General features: G+C 57.9%; 17 protein-coding genes. 1 reads left to right on the top strand and 16 read right to left on the bottom strand.

Annotated elements, in window-relative coordinates; genetic code table 11:
* Window positions 1-153: 153 nt before the first annotated feature.
* The 7 genes from CAY53_RS02875 to CAY53_RS02845 form a co-directional block, all read right to left on the bottom strand.
* Window positions 154-1116: a transporter gene (locus CAY53_RS02875; protein ID WP_181040386.1), complete on the bottom strand. Its 963-nt coding sequence runs from the start codon at window positions 1114-1116 to the stop codon at window positions 154-156.
* 230 nt (window positions 1117-1346) lie between these two features.
* A complete protein-coding gene (locus CAY53_RS02870; protein WP_104935849.1) occupies window positions 1347-1985 on the bottom strand; it encodes a response regulator in 639 nt (212 codons plus the stop codon).
* Entirely contained in the window at window positions 1954-3873 is a 1920-nt protein-coding gene (locus CAY53_RS02865; RefSeq protein ID WP_181040384.1) for a sensor histidine kinase, read from the bottom strand. Before CAY53_RS02865 ends, CAY53_RS02870 begins: the two co-directional genes overlap by 32 nt.
* A 374-nt stretch (window positions 3874-4247) precedes the next feature.
* A complete protein-coding gene (locus CAY53_RS02860; protein WP_104935847.1) occupies window positions 4248-5780 on the bottom strand; it encodes an SLC13 family permease in 1533 nt (510 codons plus the stop codon).
* A 127-nt stretch (window positions 5781-5907) separates the two neighbouring features.
* On the bottom strand, window positions 5908-7794 hold the full coding sequence (locus CAY53_RS02855) for an aryl-sulfate sulfotransferase (protein WP_104935846.1): 1887 nt from the start codon (window positions 7792-7794) through the stop codon (window positions 5908-5910).
* A 13-nt stretch (window positions 7795-7807) separates the two neighbouring features.
* Complete coding sequence (locus CAY53_RS02850) at window positions 7808-8116, bottom strand: thioredoxin family protein (RefSeq protein ID WP_104935845.1); 309 nt, start codon at window positions 8114-8116, stop codon at window positions 7808-7810.
* Window positions 8117-8145: 29 nt separating this feature from the next.
* The gene (locus CAY53_RS02845; RefSeq protein WP_104935844.1) at window positions 8146-9072 is read right to left on the bottom strand and encodes an NAD(P)/FAD-dependent oxidoreductase; all 927 of its coding nucleotides are present in this window, start codon (window positions 9070-9072) and stop codon (window positions 8146-8148) included.
* Between the two features lie 711 nt (window positions 9073-9783).
* Here CAY53_RS02845 and CAY53_RS02840 point away from each other — a divergent pair.
* Entirely contained in the window at window positions 9784-10491 is a 708-nt protein-coding gene (locus CAY53_RS02840; protein WP_104935843.1) for a DUF4198 domain-containing protein, read from the top strand.
* A 75-nt stretch (window positions 10492-10566) separates the two neighbouring features.
* Here CAY53_RS02840 and CAY53_RS02835 read toward each other — a convergent pair whose 3' ends face one another.
* The 9 genes from CAY53_RS02835 to nadB all read right to left on the bottom strand — a co-directional run bounded on the left by CAY53_RS02835 (window position 10567) and on the right by nadB (window position 18628).
* The gene (locus CAY53_RS02835; protein ID WP_104935842.1) at window positions 10567-11421 is read right to left on the bottom strand and encodes a metal ABC transporter permease; all 855 of its coding nucleotides are present in this window, start codon (window positions 11419-11421) and stop codon (window positions 10567-10569) included.
* Window positions 11414-12238: a metal ABC transporter ATP-binding protein gene (locus tag CAY53_RS02830; protein WP_245874858.1), complete on the bottom strand. Its 825-nt coding sequence runs from the start codon at window positions 12236-12238 to the stop codon at window positions 11414-11416. The genes CAY53_RS02835 and CAY53_RS02830 overlap by 8 nt, the downstream gene beginning before the upstream one ends.
* Complete coding sequence (locus tag CAY53_RS02825; protein WP_245874857.1) at window positions 12225-13268, bottom strand: metal ABC transporter substrate-binding protein; 1044 nt, start codon at window positions 13266-13268, stop codon at window positions 12225-12227. Before CAY53_RS02825 ends, CAY53_RS02830 begins: the two co-directional genes overlap by 14 nt.
* A 113-nt stretch (window positions 13269-13381) precedes the next feature.
* Entirely contained in the window at window positions 13382-13648 is a 267-nt protein-coding gene (locus CAY53_RS02820; protein WP_104935840.1) for a ComEA family DNA-binding protein, read from the bottom strand.
* Window positions 13649-13798: 150 nt separating this feature from the next.
* Window positions 13799-15022 (bottom strand): FprA family A-type flavoprotein, encoded by a 1224-nt coding sequence (locus CAY53_RS02815; protein ID WP_104935839.1) that lies wholly within the window; start codon window positions 15020-15022, stop codon window positions 13799-13801.
* A 10-nt stretch (window positions 15023-15032) separates the two neighbouring features.
* Entirely contained in the window at window positions 15033-15413 is a 381-nt protein-coding gene (locus CAY53_RS02810; RefSeq protein WP_104935838.1) for a desulfoferrodoxin, read from the bottom strand.
* A gap of 56 nt (window positions 15414-15469) precedes the next feature.
* Complete coding sequence (locus CAY53_RS02805; protein ID WP_245874856.1) at window positions 15470-15877, bottom strand: Fur family transcriptional regulator; 408 nt, start codon at window positions 15875-15877, stop codon at window positions 15470-15472.
* A gap of 57 nt (window positions 15878-15934) precedes the next feature.
* On the bottom strand, window positions 15935-16849 hold the full coding sequence (locus CAY53_RS02800) for an NAD(P)-dependent oxidoreductase (RefSeq protein WP_104935836.1): 915 nt from the start codon (window positions 16847-16849) through the stop codon (window positions 15935-15937).
* Between the two features lie 123 nt (window positions 16850-16972).
* A complete protein-coding gene (nadB, locus tag CAY53_RS02795; RefSeq protein WP_104935835.1) occupies window positions 16973-18628 on the bottom strand; it encodes an L-aspartate oxidase in 1656 nt (551 codons plus the stop codon).
* Window positions 18629-18633 lie beyond the last annotated feature (5 nt).

Here is an 18633-nt window from a genome sequence, read left to right as displayed (position 1 = left end):
CAAAACAAAAGGTGGCACTCAATGAAAGTCAGCAGTCTTGATCGGCACACGAGCCAAGCAGATCTTGAGCCGGCACAAGATTTTTTTACAGCGCAGGGCAAGTCGCTCCCATGGAAACGGCCTGGGGCTGCCCGAGCCCTGAAGCCGCTGCGCTCACCAGGACCACATCTTGCCGAGTTTGAAGTCAATACGGATGTCATCCGTTGCCGTGGGCGCGTCATAATCCCTGAAGACCGGAAGGTAGGCCCCAATACCCACCCACATGCCCCAATCCGGGAAATTGACGTTGATGGCCGGGCCGGCGTACATTTCGGTGTAGCCGTTATGCATGTCCACACCGTTTTGCTGCCATTCCCGGCTGTTTTCCACAGTAAATTCCAGGCCAGCATCGAAGTTGGGATTGAAGATGTAGCGATAGCTGCCGGTCAGGGTGAACGAGGTATCCTTGCGCACGCCCAGGTTGCCGGTTTCCGTAGGCTGGGTAAACCCGACCGCCCCGTCGATGCGGTGGCCGGATGGCCAGACCTTTGTGATGCCCAAAGCGGCGTTGTAGGACCAGACATCGTTGCCCGGCGGGTGCCTGGCTCCGGACTGGCCGGTCGGCAGGTTGAGGCCAAGCGTCAGGCAGAGGCTCAAAGGATCGCCCTGCTTCTGTTGCAAAATCCCGTAGTTGATGCCTAATTTGGCATCATTCGGGCCACCCAGATGGTCGCTGTCGAAACGGTCGTAGGCATCCCGATGGACATAGATATAACCGGGCACCAAGAGCGCTTCCAGATTATCGGTCAGGCCATAACGCAGCTTCAGCAGAGCAATGAGCTGTTTCGAGGTTCTGGCGCCTGCTCCGGCATTTTCCACGATATCATCCTTGTCCCGGAAGGAACTGTTCACCTGGGTGAGCAGCTTGCCCCTGGCAATAACCCCGCCGCCGCTGATCATGGTGTTGACCGGTGTGCCGCTCGTGGGGCCGATGCGGGTGGATGCCTGTTTTTGGGCTTCCGCCATCTCCTGGGTCTTATGCGGCGTCTCGTCCGCCGCAAGGCTTTGGCCAGTTGTCAGCAGGCAGATGGCAGCGGTGCTGTAGAACGCATATTTTGCCCTTGTTCCCAAGCTCATGTTTCGTTCCTCCCATGCGTTAAAAACGTATATCGCAATCAGGCGCTTCATGCGGCGTTCAGGAGGAATTAAAACCTGAGAGAACGCTTCTGAATACTCGAAAAATTACCGGGTTTTGCAGATAAATTTACCGGTGTCAGGAACCAAGAGAGCAGCAGCCTGTCCTGGCAGGAGGGAAAAATGGGGGGCCTATAGCGGTGCATGGAGCGGTCAGGCAACAGGCGGCTGCGCTATTTGACCCCGTGTTCCAATGCAAAGCGCAGCAGTTCCGCCGAGCTTTTCAGGCCCAGGCTGTCCATCATGCCGTACTTGTGAAATTCGACCGTTCTTGCCGAAATGCCGAGCACCGCCGCCGCTTCCTTGGCCGAAAGCCCCTCGGCCAGCAGTTGCAGCACTTCGCGCTGGCGGCAGGTCAGCCGGGAAAACGGGTCTTGCTGCCCGTCCTCTGGCCGCCTGCGTTGGTAGTCGAGCAGTTCTCCGGCCAAAAGGGGCGTGATGTAGGTGCGGCCCCTGAGAGCGCAACTGATTGCTGTCAGCAGCTCGGCAGGCGCGGAATGCTTGAGCACATAGCCCAAGGCGCCTGCTTCAAAGGCGCTGGCCGCGTAGGCCACGTCGATGTGCATGGTGAGGAAGACGACAGCGATGGCCGGGTGCCTCTTCTTCAATTGGCGCGCCGCCTCGATGCCATTCAAAAGCGGCATGGATACGTCCGCCACCACCACATCTGGCATCAGGCGGTCCACCGCCTCAAGGAGCGCCCGCCCGTCTTCCACAATCCGCACGAGCTGGTAATCCGGCTCCAAAAGACCTCGCAGGCCCTCGGCCACCAACCGATGATCATCGGCCAGGACGATCCGCGCTTTTTTCATGATGATATTCCTCCGACAGAGGCACCGTGACCCGGATCACTGTCCCCTGCCCCGGCGCAGTTTGGATGGTGAACGTGCCCCGAACATACTGCACCCGCTCGCGCATGCTGGCCAGTCCGATGCCCGGGATATGGCGCACCCTGTGCGGATCAAAACCGGCTCCGTCGTCCGCTATGCTCACCGACAGGCGGCCGGTCGTATGCCGAATATCGATATCCACCCGCTGTGCATGGGCATGCTTGGCAATATTGCGCAGGCCTTCCTGCACAACCCGATAGACGCAAAGAGCTATATCCTCGGGGATGTCGTCACTGTCTGCGTCGATACGGCAGATCGCCGGACAGCTCTCCCGGTCGGAAAAGTGCCGGCACAGGGAATGAAGTGCCCGTGACAGGCCCAGATCCTTCAGAATTCTGGGATGCAGCTCCCGGGACAGGGCATGGACATCGTCGGACAGGTTGATGAGCCGGTTTTTGATATGGCCAATCCGACCCGGCAAGGCCGGCCCGATATCCTGGCACTGCAGTTCCAGCGCCCCGGTCTCGATGGCCATGGCTGCCAGCCGCTGGGCGTAATCGTCGTGAAATTCCCGGGACAGACGACTCAGCTCCTCTTCCTGCGAGGAGATGAGACGACCGGCCAGTCGCTCCAGTTCCTGCTGGTTGGCATACAGGGCCGCCTGGGCCCGCTGGCGTTGGCGCAAAGTGCCCACCAGCCCGACAATGAGTGCCGACTGCAGAACCAGCAGGAGGCCGACGCCAATGAAGTAATGCCTGTACTGGTCCCAGACGCTGATTTCCTGGAACAGCACGGTGGCGCCGGCAGGCAGAAGCCGCATGTCAATGCCATGACGCCGTAGCTGCCTGGCGTCGTACTGGATGGAGCTCGTGTCAGCGCCGATCAAAAAGGATTGTTCAGGAAAACGCCCCTGCAAACAGTCCAGCACGACCCTGCCCATCTTCCTGCCTGCCTGCCGCATGGAGAACATGGGCCCACCCACGATGCCACTGCCTAGGTACTGATCGTACTGGGCGAAGACAGGGGCGCTGGCAGAGGCAGAAAGCGCCTGCAGCACTGCCTTGGGCACAAAGCTCCTGCCCTTGGCATCAACGAAGAGGGTGGAAAAGAAAACAACCGAGTCCGGCGGCAGGGTGGCGCAGCGATCCAGGATATCCCCCAGAGGCAGGCCACTCAGATCAATGAATTGCAGCCTGTCCGCAAGACTGGCAAAGGCCTGCCGGATGGCGCCGGCACGCACCCGGTCGCTTTCACTGATACCGGAAACCAGGTAAACCTGCCGGGTACCCGGCCTGAGCCGCAGGATCGAGTCACGGAGTGCGTGCAGGGTGCTGTTCGGCTCGACGATGCAGCTCAGCCTGTCCCGCAGGGCAGAATGCCGGAGACGTTCCCCCAGCGTTTCCGGAATGCCGTTGAGCAGGACCGGGGTTCCCGGAAAGAGGCTGTCGTATTCCATGAGGAAGAGGGCGGCAGCCACACCGACGCCGATGACAAAATCCACCTGACCGCTGTAGCGCTGGCGCAGCAAAGAGACAAGAGCATCACGCTGCGCTTTGCCCCGAAAGCGGGTCAGACTCAGATACTCAAAAGAAAGTTGTAGCGCCAGATTGGGCTCGGCGGCCAGGGCCTCGTGCAGCCCCTGTTCCACCAACAGGGAGGCCGGGAAATCCCGGGCATTGGAATCCAGCACCAGCACTCGCATCCCCGGTTTTCCGGCGGGTTGCTGCAGGCTGTACGAGTTGCCCGCAAGGGGCAGGAGCAACAGCACCAAAACGGGCAGAATACAGCGGCACAGCGCCAACACACAGGCGCAACAGATACGGCCCGAATCATGCGGCCGGGCATGACATCGCTCATGCCGGCAAAACACCACAAAACTCCTCTGCAGCCGATGCCGGACAGCGCTTTTGACCAGCCGCTCTCTTGCGCAAGCCTTGCCGCTCTTGAATGTCGCGGTGACAGGATTTCATGCCGAGATTATTTTTCTGCTCCCCACCGGTAGATTCACCTTGCAAAGGCACCCGCTGCGAAGGTGGCAAAAAGGTTACCAGTCCAGGATTCTGGTAGAGTCGGCGGTATCAATACACAGTCTACCAGAAGGAGCCCGCCATGTCCCACAGCCATATTACCCTGGACGAACGACTCTTAGGATCCTTGCTGCGGTTTTTTTAACCAGGCTCCCACCGGTGCACCTGCGCCTTTGAATGCGCCCTCGTTGCAAAAGCATCAGCCGCACCGCACCGTCTAGAACAGGACGCGGGCCAGGGGTATGCCAACCACAATGACGACCAGCACCACCAAGGCCGAAGATATGACCGTATAGCGCCCGATGTCGCGTCTGTCGATCCAGTCGGTCTGCCCGTACAGCAAGGCGGCAAAGGGCGAGGCCGCCGGCGTGCAGGCGGCGATGAGCACGGCGTAAATGAAACAGGCCATCATGGGAGCGGAACTGATGTTAAAGGCATTGGCCACAGCCAGCAGGACCGGGGTCAGCACCAGTCCCAGCACCACCGAGTTGCAAAAATTGGTAAATATAATGCCGATGAGTACCACCACAATAGAGAAGGTGGTGGCATCCATGTTGCCCAGCAGATTACGCAGCGCATATTCCATATAAAGGGCAACATTGGTGCCGGGGCCGGTCATCACCCCGCCCAGCAGCATGGCTACGGCAATGAGCAGAAACACACGCCAGGGGTATTGCGTGTTGGAGGCGTGGATATCCACCACAGGCCGCCCCTTGACGAAAACCACCGTCAGGAGCGTGGCAGCCAGCAGGGAACCGGCCATGCTGTTTTTCTGCAGGAAGGCCCCTACAGGATTGCCTGTGCCGATAATGGCGGGCAGGAGCAGCCAGAGCACATAGAGCAGAAAGTCTATGAGCACCAGTTTCTGGACACCGTTCAGGGGCGGCAGGGGCTCCTTCCTGAGCGCCGCCGGATCGAGCCGCTTAAGCGGCGTCACATCCGCCCGGAAGACAAAACGCAGCAGAAACAACAACAGTGCGATACAGCAGACCGAAATGATCAGGCCAAAGCACAAATACAGGGCGATGTTCAGTGGAGGTGCCGCCAGCCCCGAGTCGCTGGCAGCCAGGTGCTGCAGATTGCTGACCAGGTACATGGCTCCGCCCTTGAAGGGGTCGGAGGCAAAGCAGAGCAGGATGACAATGATGACATAGACAGTCATGATCGTCACATAGCGGTCGCCCTTTTTGAAGCCCACTTCCCTGAAAATGGCGTACAGAATGGGCCACATGAGGAAGGTGGCCGAAACCTGATCCAGAAAGGCCACCAGGTAGGTGGTGATCAGAAAGGTCGTTGTCAACACCCAGGGGCGGCCTTTGATGAAGTCCCGCGTCATCAGATAGCGGGCCAGCCAGCCGGCCAGATTGCTGTACACTATGGCCGCCGCCACCATGAACAGGAAGAAGAGCATGACCACCATGGGATTGCCCAGAAACATCTGCATCACCTTGGGCGCAGGGGCAAAACCGCTGAAGATCAGCGCCAGGAGCCCCACAAGGCCTGGCCATATCGTGTCGACAAAGGTCCAGAGATAGATGACGCCGAAAAAGATCATGGACACGATCATGCCGGTGCGGGTAATGCCAAGTTGCAAACCGCCGTCCACCTGTGGCAGATTCAGGGCCAGGAGCTTGTCGCTGGTCTCCACCACCATGGCAGGGCAGGGCAGGAAATGCCCGGAAAACATGATGGTCAAGCCGATGAGCGTATGCACCAGGGGAAGCAGGGAACGCTTTGGTTCTTCTTGCATATCATCTCCTTGAAACGGCAAAATGGAAACTGAAAGGGCCCTGCCTGCGGCTCGCCACAGAGGACAGCGGCACGGCTTTGCCGGCCCGGCACAGGAACTCAAATCGTTCGCCGGGCCGGCGTTTACTTTACGGGCAGCAGATGCTGATGCCGGTTTTGTAGATTTTGTCCTCCACCAGCACCTTGATCTCGTAGATGCCCGCCAGGCCTTCCTTGCTGATGTTCTTCTTGATGACCCGCTCGTCGTTCTCGAGGTAGGCGCCGGAGCACATGGCCAGTGCCCAGGTAGCGGCGGTGTTGATGAAATAGGGACGCGTTTCTCTGTCGCTCTGGAGCAGCAGTTGCACCAGAGAGCCCCGTTCGAAGCGGCCGTGGAACACCAGCCGGTCTTCGTCCTCTTCAATGTGGATCTGATGCCAGGAGTCGATGACCGTATTGGTCTCACTCGCCTCGGCAATGGTGTCAAAGGTGGGCGTCACTTCCAGCCTGCCTACCAATTTGCCTGCACCAAAGGCGGCATTGTCGCCGTCGTGATAGGGGGCCAGTTTTTCGGCACGGTAGAAATTGCCGTCCACCTCCATAGAATACATAACGACGCCGTCTTTCTGCTCCACGGTCTTGGAGCAGATGTCCGTACCGGGCATGGTCTTGGGGTTGATAAAGGCGCCCAGCATGTCGGAGGCATAGCCGTCCTGCCAGCCGATCCCGCCGGAATGAATCAGATAATGGCCCTCGGCGTAGTATTCCACATTGCAGATATAGGGGGAGAAAAAGGCCTCGCCCAGTTCCTTGCCGTACTGCCACACCTGCTCGATCTCCATTTTCCCGGTGTCGATACGAAAGCGCACGCCACGGGAAAAGTTGTCGCGATTCCTGATGTATTTGGCCTTGTCCTTGGAGCGATACTGGCCGTTGTCAAAACACATGACATCGCCGTCCGGGCAGATCACACAGGCATGCTGCTCGTACTGCCAGTCGAATTGGGACAGATCGCCCACCGGCTTGAAAAAGTATTTTTTCTGCATCGCCTCGGGCCAGCCTTCCGGATCGCCGACAATCCACCTAAGCTCACCGGTTTCGAAGTCCAGGTTGATAATGGCGTCCTGATGGCGGCCGGAGAAGCTCAGACTGTGGGTCTTTCTGTCGTACCACACGGCATTGTTGTGGAACCAGTCGTGCGCATCCTGAGAACCGGAACCCGCCGCATCCGTGGGCAGCACCTTGCGGTAGTCCCAGGTTTTCAGGATATTGCCGGTCTCGCGGTCAAGCAGCACACACATGTCCTCCACCGTGTCCCGGGTGAAATCCTGGGTCAGCGCCAGGATATTGCCATCCTCCATCTCAAAATGGTCGTGATGGTAGCAGCCGGGGAGGCGGTATTCCCGGTAGATCTTGCCCAAAAGGTTCAGCTCCACCAGACCTGTGCTGTTGTAGGGCATGTAGCAGAAGCGGTGTGAACCGGTCATGATATTGCCGTTCTTCAGCCGCTTGATGTCGAACATGGTGTTGACGGTCAGAAGCCAGCGGATATCGCCCATGTAATCGTAGGCTGTGGGCAGGTTCTTTCCGGCAGGCGTGAGAAACATGAAGTTTGTGCCGAAATAATTCATGGATGTGCTGATGTTGCGGCAGCGGCACACATCTTCGGGCAGGGGCTGGCTGGCGATGGCAAAGGTTTTGCTTTCCCCGCTGGACAGGCTGACCGTGACACGAGTGCTCATACCCTCATAAAGCCCGATCACCGGCAGAACGTGGCTGGTTGTCTGGGGAAACACATGCACAATGTCTTCGCGGCTGTTGCGCTTGCCATGCACGGTCAGTGTGGCCGAGGCAGGGGTTTTGCTCCTGAAAAGCAAAAGCGCGCACAGCGGGTTTATAAGGTAGGGATTGATCAGCACATGGGCATTTTCAAGTTCCGGCTTGTCCTTTTCAAAGGCAGCCAGAAATGCCTTCTCCGCACGGTTCTGTCGGGTGATGAGATGGTCTTCATTGGTGTAACGAACCTTGTAGTCCATGCTTTCCTCCTGTTCAGACAAGCGCTTCTATGGCTTTGATAATGGCTGGCTTCTGCTGCAAACCCTCCAGGCGGCTGACCTCCCGGCCGTCCTTGAAAAACAGCATGGTGGGGAAGCCTTTGACGCCGAGCCGCTCTTTCAGCTCCTGATTCGCATCGAAATCAATGGGGTAAATGGGAAAATCCGGCTTCTGCTGGGCAATGGCCTTGAGCACAAAAGACAGCATTTTGCAGGGGCCGCAGGTCTTGGAATAAAATTCGATCATCTTCGGCGTGGCCGGATCCAGCGACTCGTAGTCCTGGGCGGTGATTTCGGTAATCATGATAGCTTCTCCTTGGCCTGGTGACCCTTTTATCTGAGAGATTCGACATAGGATGCGGCGCTGTTGGCCGCTACCGCACCGTCTGCACAGGCGGTCACGATCTGCCGCAGGTGCTTGACGGTAATATCGCCGGCGCCAAAGATGCCCGGCACCCTGGTGCGCATGCGCGCGTCCACTTCGATGCAACCGCTGCGGTCCAGAATACCGAGCCTGGCAAAGGCCTCGGAGCAGGCCTGGAGGCCGATATACTCGAAGACCCCGTCACAAGTGACCAAACACTCGGTCGCATCTTCCCTGGTTGACTTGAAGCGGACGCCGGCCAGCCGCTCTTCACCGGTGAATTCGAGCACATCCTGATAGGGATAGACACTGACATTGGGCATGCTGCGCAGCCGGTCGCAGGCCTTGGGATCAGCGGTCAGGTCGAACAGGGTGACGATGCTGACCCTGGTGCAGATGCCAGCCAGGTATATGGCCTCCTCCACCGCCGAATTGCCGCCGCCGATAACCACCACATCCCTGCCCCGATACTGGGCCCCGTCACAGATGGCGCACCAGCTTATGCCGTTAGCCGCCCACTTCGCCTCACCGGGCACATTCAGGCGCCGGGGTACGGTACCGGTGGCCAGAATGACAGCCCGCGTCTTGTACGTCGTGGCGTCTTCCTCACAGGTGACTGTTTTCACTGCATCACCCACGGCAATATCGACAACGGTCTTGTAATCGAAGGCCACACCCAGTTCCTGGGTATGCTCAAACATTTTGATCGCCAAGTCCGCTCCGCTCAATCTGCCCGCGCCAGTGTAGTTCTCGACCTCGTTGGTATTGATCATCTGGCCGCCCGGAGACAGACGGTCGAGCAGCAGCACCCGCATATTGGCCCGGATGGCGTAAATGGCTGCGGTCATGCCAGCTGGCCCGGCACCGACAATGACAATATCGTAGATGTTTTCCATAGACTTCTCCCGGCCGTTCTGGTTCGGCTGACAGGATGCAGCAGGACGGCCGTACGGCGACGCTGTTCCCCTGCATCCCGGAAAGGATAGTTTCGCCCGGATGTGACCGAGGCGCCTGAAACAATATTTAAGGGGAAATCCTGCGCTGCAACAACTCGTAAAAATACGGGGTTTTCATATTTCTTGTTCCGGCCCTGCCCTGGAGCAGGGAAAGGTGGCAGGACCGGGCATCAACCGACAGCTCATGCTGCCAAGGCCAGAGACGACGCATAGCGGTCGCCGTTCCGCCCCACACGTCTTTTGATCGTCGAAGTTCATAACGAGTGACTCGCCCAACCTGAACAGTGAGGGTTGTTTTTACCGGCTAGCAGGCCATTGAAAAACTATATTTCAGGTCCCATGCTACAGGCATTTCAAATTCAAAGTAACGAAGAATCAGTTGGCTACACCTCGGCCTTGCGATGTTTTTTACTCGCAATGCGCATTGCTGCGACTTTTTCAATGGACTGCTGAGCCTAACCTGCCAGACTTGCGCTGAAGTTTTTAACCGGGCCTCACCGGTGCACATGCAACTTGAATTCATCAGCCAAAAATACTTGACAGGGCAAACGCAGGCCGGTACTAATGGTAATATTATTTTAAAAATTATACGCTATAACTGCGTACGATTTTTTCAAGATTCCTTTTCCTTTCTCTGATCGGGAGGTCGGTATGCGTTGCTCGTCGTTTTTATTTGCCGCTGCCTTGTTTGTTTGTTCCTTGCCAGTTGCGGCCTCTGCCCATGAATTTGTTGTGATGCCCGAGGCATGGGACAGCTACCACGCAGAGCAGGTGGTGCCGCTGTCCGTGTATTCTACCCACGTTTTTCTGAGATCTGAAGAACTGGAGGACGAAGGCTATTCCGAAGTTTTCTATCAGGGCAAAGCCTTGCCGCTCACTGCCAATCAGAACTGGCTGACCTATGATACCAAGGTGACGCTGGCAGGCGGCGGGACGGCCATCATCACCGGACACCGCAAGCCCATGCTGTATGAGAAGGTGCAGTATGAAAAATTCTCCAAGCTGCTTTTGCCGGTGGACGGTAACAGCGCCGGCTATGATAAAGTGGTAGGCCAGCGCCTGGAAATCGTCCCCATGAGCGATCCGTTCGCGGCCAAAGTGGGCGATGAAATCGAGTTCAAGGTTTTGCTCGACGGCAAACCGGCCAAATTCGATACCATCTATGCTACGTACAGCGGTTTCTCTGACGTACCCAATGCCTGGGCCTATACCGCCTCTCCAGTGGCCCATGGTCGAGCCACGGTGAAAATCACCAGTCCGGGTTTCTGGATGGTGCGTACCATGGTCAAGCTTGATGAAAAAGGTGCAGGATATGAGGGGGTGAGCCTCAGATCGATTTTGTCCTTTCCGGTGAAATAGGCAGTTTCGCCGGGAATTGTTGGGGCGCCGGGCAGCCTGTGGGTGGGCTGTCCGGTTTTTTTGTTTGTACTTTTTTTAGTTCTTGAGGCGAATCACCAGGAGACTCGCGGCAAAAAAGCCGCAGGCAATCAGAATAATCGTTGCGCCTGTGGCCGTCTGGGCCCAGTCCTGAGCGGAGATGATGAGGCCCGTTCCTGCGGAAATTTCGCTTACCACCACTGCCCACCAGAACATCCCGCCTGCGCTGCCAGACAGATTGCGCGCTGTGGCTGCCGGCACCACCAGCAGTGCAGTCACCAGAAAGACCCCAATCGCCTGCACCGCGAACATCACCAACAGCGCCAGGATGCCGCAGAATACGTACTGCAGCGGTAAGACCGAAACCCGGTGCGTGCGCGCCAGCGTTTCGTCCAGGCCCGCATAGAGCAGCCGGTTATAGCTCAGGGCCAGAAAGACCAGCACCACGCAGGCGAGCAACAGCAGAACCCAGAGTTCCGTCTCACTGATGGTGAGAATATCGCCGTAGAGAAAGCGCTGCATGTCACGGGCAAGGGAGCGGTCACGGCTGACCATGGCGAGACCAAAGGCCACCATGCCGGAAAAAAAGACGCCAATCACCGTATCACTGGCCAGTGAGCTGTGATGCTGGGCCGCCACGATTCCCAGACCCACGGCCAGGCCAAAGAGCGGCATGGTGAGCTCCGGCGACACAGTCAGCAGCATGCCCAGCGCCACGCCGGTAAAGGCGGAATGGCTGATGGCCTCGGCAAAAAATGCCATACGGAAATTCACCACCAGAATGCCCATGGCAGCGGTCATGGGTGCGAGCAGGAGCAGTGCCAGAAGCGCCTGCTGCATAAAGCGGGACTGCATGCAGTCAAGGGGGCAGATATGGGCCAACAGTGTGTAGAGAGGGGTCAGTTCAGGCATGATTACGGGGCGGATTGCAGCAGGTAGCGGTGCAGGCCGTGAGTCCGGAGGGCAGGGAGTCCGGTTTGACCAGACCCATATGCAAGCCAAAGGTGATGCCCAGGTTGGCTGGAGTGAGCACTTCCTTCGGCGGGCCTTCGGCCACCACGCCATGCTTCAGGCAGATGACATGGGTGGCGTGATGCGTGATCGTGGAGAGATCGTGGCTGACCATGAGCTGGGTAAAATGCTGTTCCTTCCGCAGGCTGTCCAGGAGTTCGCAGAAGATAAAGCCGCCATGAAAGTCCACACCCGCCTCGGGTTCGTCCAGAACCAGCAATTCAGGCTCCTGGAGAAGCGCCAGCGCCAGCAGCACCCGTTGCAGTTCACCACCGGAGAGTGCGCCCAAACGTCGGCTGGCCAGATGCAGGGCCTGCACCTGGGCGAGTTTATCGTGGGCCTTCCGCCGCCACCTGCCTGCAACGCCGAACCACAGAGGGCGTCGTTGCAGGCCGAGTGTCAGAAATTCTCGTACGGTGATCGGCTGGCCACGGTCAAAGTCCAGCTTCTGCGGTACATAGCCGATGCGCGGCCGCTGGCCCTCGGCCCTTCCCGGAAAGTCGATACGGCCAAGGTAGGGCAAGTCGCCCAGGAGAGCCAGCAGCAAAGTCGTTTTACCCGCCCCGTTGGGGCCAACGATGGCGGTACAACTGCCCCTGGGCACGGTGGCACTGACCGCATCCAGGATGTGCAGCCCGCCGCGCATGACGGTCAGCGCTTCGAAGCGTAGCGCCGCCTCACCCCTGGCCGCCGCTTCTGTGGGTCTACTTGGTGCCAAGGGTATCGGCCATACTGGCCAGGTTGGCGCGCATGATGCGCTCGTAGTAGTCCAGAGGGGCATTTTCAGGGCCGCTGGCCACCGGATCCAGCACCGAGCTTGGAATGCCGCTTTCTTTGGCAAGGGTTCTGCCGATGCCGTCCGGATATTGGGGCTCCGTAAACAGAGCGCCCGCCTTTTCGTCCTTGATGGTCCGCACCAGCTTCAGCGCTTCGGCTGCCGATGGTTCCTGACCGGGATGAGCGGCGATTACGGCCACAATGTTCAGCCCCATGTCGCGGGCCAGATAATCAAAAACACCGTGCTGGGTGACGATACGCTTGTTGGCGAGCCGTTTGCCCAGCTGTTCGAAAGCCTCGTTGAGTGCATCGAGTTTTTGGATGTAGGCCTGCGCATTGCGGCTCAGGAGTTCCCTTTCTCCAGGAGCCGCGGCTGCCAGAGCCTTGGCGATATTGGCTACCTGCAGGGCGGCCATGCGCGGACTGGCAAAGAGGTGGGGATTGGGCCCGGAGTGGTGATGATGGTGTTCATCATGCCCGTGATGATGTTCGCTGTGTTCATGATGGCGCTGCTGTGCATCATGTTCATGACTGTGCACATGGGCGGCTTCGTGGTGTCTGTGATCATCATCAGCCTCTTCCCCCTCGGCTGCATCGCTGTAGTTCAGGATATCGCCGATACCGGCGCTGCTGTCCACCACCTGCAGTTTCGGGTTGGCCTTTTTCAGCGGAGCTCCCAGGAATTCCTCCATGCCAAGCCCATTGATGATGAAAATTTGAGCTGATTCCAGCTTGCGCATATCCTGGGGCGTGAGGGCATAGTCATGGGGGCAGCCGAGCTGTGCCGGCAGCATCAGCTCGATTTGCAGGGCTGTGCTGCCCTGCGTGATGTTGCGGGTAAATTGGTAAACAGGGAAAGTGCTGACCAACACCCTGATGGGCTGTGCAGTGGCCAGACCGGGCAGAACAAGAGCCGCGAGCAGAACAAGTGGCAGGAGCACAGAGAGAACAGGGTAACGGATTTGCTTCATGGTCATCTCCTCAATCAAAGAAAAAGTAGCCGTAGCCGGAGAGAAAAATACAGGGCCTTTGCGCAAAGCGGCAAAGGCCCTGTATTGTCGGGTCGGGAAAACAGCGGAATTTGTTACTTCTTGGCTTTGGTCTCTACAGAAATTTCATCCCTGATCTTGTCCAGCATTTTGGGGCCAATACCCTTGACCTTGGTCAAATCATCCACACTCTTGAAAGAACCGTTTGCTTCCCGGTATTTCACAATGGCTTCCGCCTTGACCTGCCCAATCCCGGGGAGTGCGGTCAATTCCTGCACTGTTGCGGTGTTGATGTTTACCTTGGCAAAGGCTGCAGTTGCAAAGCACAGTAAAAAAAACACGGTAAACAGTAATTTTTTCATTGTGTCCTCCTTGCAATGGTCGGATGAAAGAATGCTCTTTCGGAAAATCATTCTCCGGATCAAAGACAGAGCATGCAAAAGGCTAACGGACTGTCCCCCAATTTGCAACAAAAAATGGCGCCCAACCGTGCCGGTCCAGGCGCCTTGTGTTCAGACCACGGATTCGACCTGCTCTCCTGCCAGGAAGGCTTTCGTGGCTTTCGCCACAGTGTGGCCCAATTCGACGCAGTCATGCAGGTTGGCGTGGGTTGGCACGTACTGCACCCTGAGCCCGGGATGACAGATGGTCATTTTCAGCTCTTGCAGAATCTCGGTCATCATCTTGACCGATTCACCGGACCAGCCGTAGGAGCCGAAGCAGGCGGCAATCTTCCGGCTTGGTCTGAGCCCCCGCATATACTGGATGTAATCGGCCATGTGCGGCGTCATGCCGTTGTTGAGCGTGGGGCAGCCCAACACCAGCGCGCTGGCATCCAGGACAGCGGTCATGACATCGCTTCTGTGGTGAACCGCCAGGTCGAACATGTCGTACGGAACACCTGCCTCCAGGAGACCTTCGGCCACAGCAAAAGCCATTTTGCGGGTGGATTCCCACATGGTGTCGTAAATGACCAGCGCGCGTCCGTTGCTTTCATAGTTGCTCCAGCGCTTGTATGAGGCAATGATGCGACCAGGATCCTTGCGCCAGATGACGCCATGATCCGGTGCAATCGTTTTGATGTCGAGTTTCAGCTCCGCCACCTTGGCCAGCAGATTTCTGACCTGCTGCGAATACAGCGTGAGGATGTTGGCGTAATACTTGGTGGTTTCATGGGCCAGCACACCGGCATCCACCTCGTCGTCAAAACGCTCGCTCGTGGCCAGATGCTCCCCAAAGGCATCATTGCTGAAGAGCAGTTGCTCGTCCTTCACATAGGCGAACATGGAATCCGGCCAGTGCAGCATCCGGGTTTCCAGAAAGCTCAGCGTATGCTCGCCGAGCTTGATTTCGTCACCGCTGCCGACCACCTGATAGGGCCAATCCTCGCGATGAAAGTGCTGCAAAAGAGCCTTTTGCCCCATTTTTGAGCAGATAAGCTTCTCAGGCTGCACTTCGGCAATGACCTCGGGCAGGCTGCCGCTGTGATCCATCTCGACATGATTGACCACAATGTAGTCGATCTGCTTCGGGTCACCAATGATACTCCGGATACGGTGCATCAGTTCGCCTTTGAACTTCGCCTTGACCGTATCCACCAGGGTGATTTTGTCGTCGACGATGAGATACGCATTGTAGGTGCTGCCACGGTTGGTTGAATAGCCGTGGAAATCGCGGATGTTCCAGTCAATCGCACCAACCCAGTAGATGCCCTTTGCGAGTTCCGTGTTTTTCATGATGTCTGCCTCAGATGCCGGCCTTCCACACGCCGTGCAGATTGCACAATTCGCGGGCCGACACCTGACTGGCTGCTACCATGAAGGTGGCCTCCGGCACATCGCCAGGTTTCAGATCCCTGCGGTAAACCACGCCATCGGCAATCAGCTCGATCCATTCGATCAGATGCTTTTCCTCCATCGGGTGTAGAACAGAGCCGACCGCGACCTTGTAGCCGCCGTCGATTTTGGTGATAACCGGCACGTGCTTTTCCTTGGCCGCATCCACGGTGTTTTCCTGCATTAACTCCATGGGCTTGCCGCAGCACAGGGGGATACAGGTTCCGGAGTGGAGAACTTCGATAACATTGCCGCAGCCGACGCATTTGTAGATTTCGTTTTTCTGGGTCATGACGTGCTCCTTGGTTTGGTTAACTTTTTGAAGGACAGGAGTGTGGGGTATTGTGGTCATCGAGTGTTATCCGTGACTGCTGCATTACTTTTCTGCAGGCAGTCCGGGCAGATGCCAAAATACTCCACGCTCCACCCGGTCAACCGGTAGCCATGCCAGGCAGCAGATTGCGGCATGGGCGCTTGTCCTTCGTTGAGAGGATGGACAATGTCGTCTATGCGTTGACACACAGTGCAGGTGATATGGTCGTGTGGTTCCGTGTTGCCGTCGAAGCGTTTTTGCCGGCCTGTCACTTCCAGCTTGCGCACGAGGCCGCTGTTGGCGAGCGTCTCCAGATTGCGGTACACCGTGGCCAAGCTGATGTGGGGGATGCGTTGCTTCACCGTGCTGTAGAGTTCATCCGCAGTGGGATGCGTTTTCGTTTTCTTCAATTCCTCGAGGATGATCTCTCGCTGATAGGTCATGCGTAGCGGGCTTTGCTCCATGGTCACTGTACTCCAAACGGACGGCAAAACAGATGGTTATTTGGGCACAGGAGCCCAGGCTTTCGCGGAAAGTTCGGCCAGGGCACTGATGAAAGCCTGGGTGCCGTTCCTGCCCTGGCCATGGGTCTGCATGCTGCGGTACATTGTATCTGCCAGCTCCGCGCCTGGCAGGATCAGGTGCATCCGGCGGCATTCCTCAAGTACCAGGCCCAAGTCCTTGATGAAATGGTCGATAAAAAAGCCGGGCGCAAAGTCGCCGTCCATCATGCGGCTGCCCAGCGTCTTCATGGCAACCGATCCGGCCGCTCCCACAGAGACCAGCTCGTGCCAGCGCCGTACATCGAGCCCGGCTTGCTGGGCATACAGCAGGGATTCGCACACACTGAACATGACGCCGGCAATGGCAACCTGGTTGGCCAGCTTGGCCTGCTGACCCATGCCGGCCGCGCCGCAGTACATGATTTTCCTGCCCATGGCTTCAAGGCAGGGCAGAAGCCGCTCGAAACCGGGCCTTGCCCCACCGACAAAGATGGCAAGCGTGGCTTCTTTGGCCCCCACATCCCCGCCTGTGACCGGGGCATCCATGCCGATGACATCTTTTTGTGCCGCTTGCTCGGCAATGCGGGCCGCCAGCGTCGGGCTGGATGTGCTCATGTCGCAGAGGACAGACCCAGGCCGCATCCCGGCCAGGGCCCCATCCGGGCCGATGCTCACAGCCTCGACGTCAGCCGGATACGCAACCATGGAAAAGACGATGTCGCTTGCCGCACCGACTTCTTTGGCAGAAGCGGCCGGCTTCGCTCCACGCTCCACCAGTGGCCTGGCCTTGGCCGCTGTACGGTTGAACACGGTCAAAGGGTAGCCTGCATCCATCAGGTGGCCGCACATGGCAAGCCCCATGACGCCGGTGCCTATCCAGCCAAGCCGTATATTTTTTCGTGTATCAGACATAGCTTCATTTCTCCGGAAAAGCGCGACAATGGTGAGGGCGCTGTTTCGGGCCGCCCTCTGCAATGCCCCGCATTATAAGACAGAGAAAAAATTTTTCCAAAGGTTATTAGGAATAATTTTCAATTATATACTGTCGAGCAAGTCCGCCATGTTACTTTTATCCAGAACGGAATCCCGAAGGAAATTGCCGTCGTCCCGGTTTGGATAGTCCCGGATGTAGTGCAGGCCACGGGATTCTTTGCGCCACATGGCACTGCAGACGATAAGCTCGGCAATCACGACCAGGTTGCGCAATTCCACCAGATCCGGTGTAAGCAGGTAGTCGTAAAAGTGCGTTTTGATTTCCCGGCGCAAAGTGGTCAGGCGTTCCCGCATGAGCTGCAGGCGCTTGGTGCGTCGCACGATGCCCACATAATCCCACATCTGACGGCGGATGTCATCCCAGTTACGGCTGATAAGCACGCCCTCGTCGATGACTGCGGCTCCACCGGTCTTCCATGGCTGCACCGTGCCAGGGACCGGCAGCTTGTGCAGGGCTGCCAGTATTTCCGGCAGCTTCCGTGCCGCCCGGTCGGCATAGACCACGGCTTCCAGCAGTGAGTTGCTGGCCAGACGGTTGGCGCCGTGCAGGCCGGTGCAGGAGGTTTCGCCCAGCGCCATCAGGCCGCTCAGGCTGCTTTGGCCCCAGGTATCCACCTGCACGCCACCGCACATGTAGTGGGCCGCCGGCACCACGGGGATCGGCTCTTTGGTGATGTCCACGCCACCCCTGAGACAGGTTTCGTAGATATTGGGGAAGCGCTTTCTGACAAAATCTGCTGCCTTGTGGCTGATGTCCAGATACACGCAGGCTGTACCGCTTTGTTTCATCTCTGCGTCAATGCCACGGGCAACGATGTCCCGGGTGGCCAGGTCGCCCCGGGGGTCATGGCGTTGCATGAAGGCTTGCCCGGCTTCATTGAGCAGAATGCCGCCTTCACCGCGGACAGCCTCGGTAATCAGAAAACCGGTGATCTCCTGGTTGTAAAAGCAGGTTGGGTGGAACTGGATAAACTCCAGGTTGGCGATCCTGGCGCCAGCCCTGTAGGCCATGGCCACCCCATCTCCGGTGGCGATGGCGGGGTTGGTGGTGTAGAGGTAGACCTTGCCGCAGCCTCCTGTGCAGAGCACGGTCACTTTGGCCAGGCAAGTCTCCACCCTGTCGGTTTGGTGATTCAGCACATAGGCGCCCAGGCAGCGATCTTCGCTGGGGGGGGCCAGGCCCGCGCGTGAGGCGATCAACAGGTCCACGGCCATGTGGTTTTCCAGAACCTCAATATCCGGGTGCGCGGCAACCCGGGCCAGCAGGGCCCGTTCTATCTCCCTGCCGGTCAGATCGGCGTTGCCGGTTACACCGGCGGCATGAGCTACGCGCCGAGCAGAGTGTCCGCCTTCCCGGCCCAACTCGAAGGTCGAGCCGTTTTTCTGCATCTGGAAGCGCACGCCCAGATCCGCCAGTTCCCGTATCCGGTCCGGTCCCTCGCTCACCACCATACGCACCACGTCTTCATGGCAGATGCCATCCCCGGAAACCAGTGTGTCATGCACGTGGTCTGCCACGGAATCTTCCCCCGAAAGCACCGCGGCCACCCCGCCCTGTGCCCGGTTGGTGGCGCTGTCGATCCTGTTTTTTTTGGTCACCAGTGTGACTCTGGCGAACCGGGAGGCTTTCAGCGCCAGGGAAAGGCCGGCAACGCCGCTGCCTACAATCAGAATATCAGACGAGTATTCCGTACTCAATGGTA

Source organism: Desulfobulbus oralis (genome assembly GCF_002952055.1).
Taxonomy (GTDB): Bacteria; Desulfobacterota; Desulfobulbia; order Desulfobulbales; family Desulfobulbaceae; genus Desulfobulbus; species Desulfobulbus oralis.
Note: the sequence above shows the minus strand (reverse complement) of the source record. Positions and strands in the feature narration are given on the sequence as shown.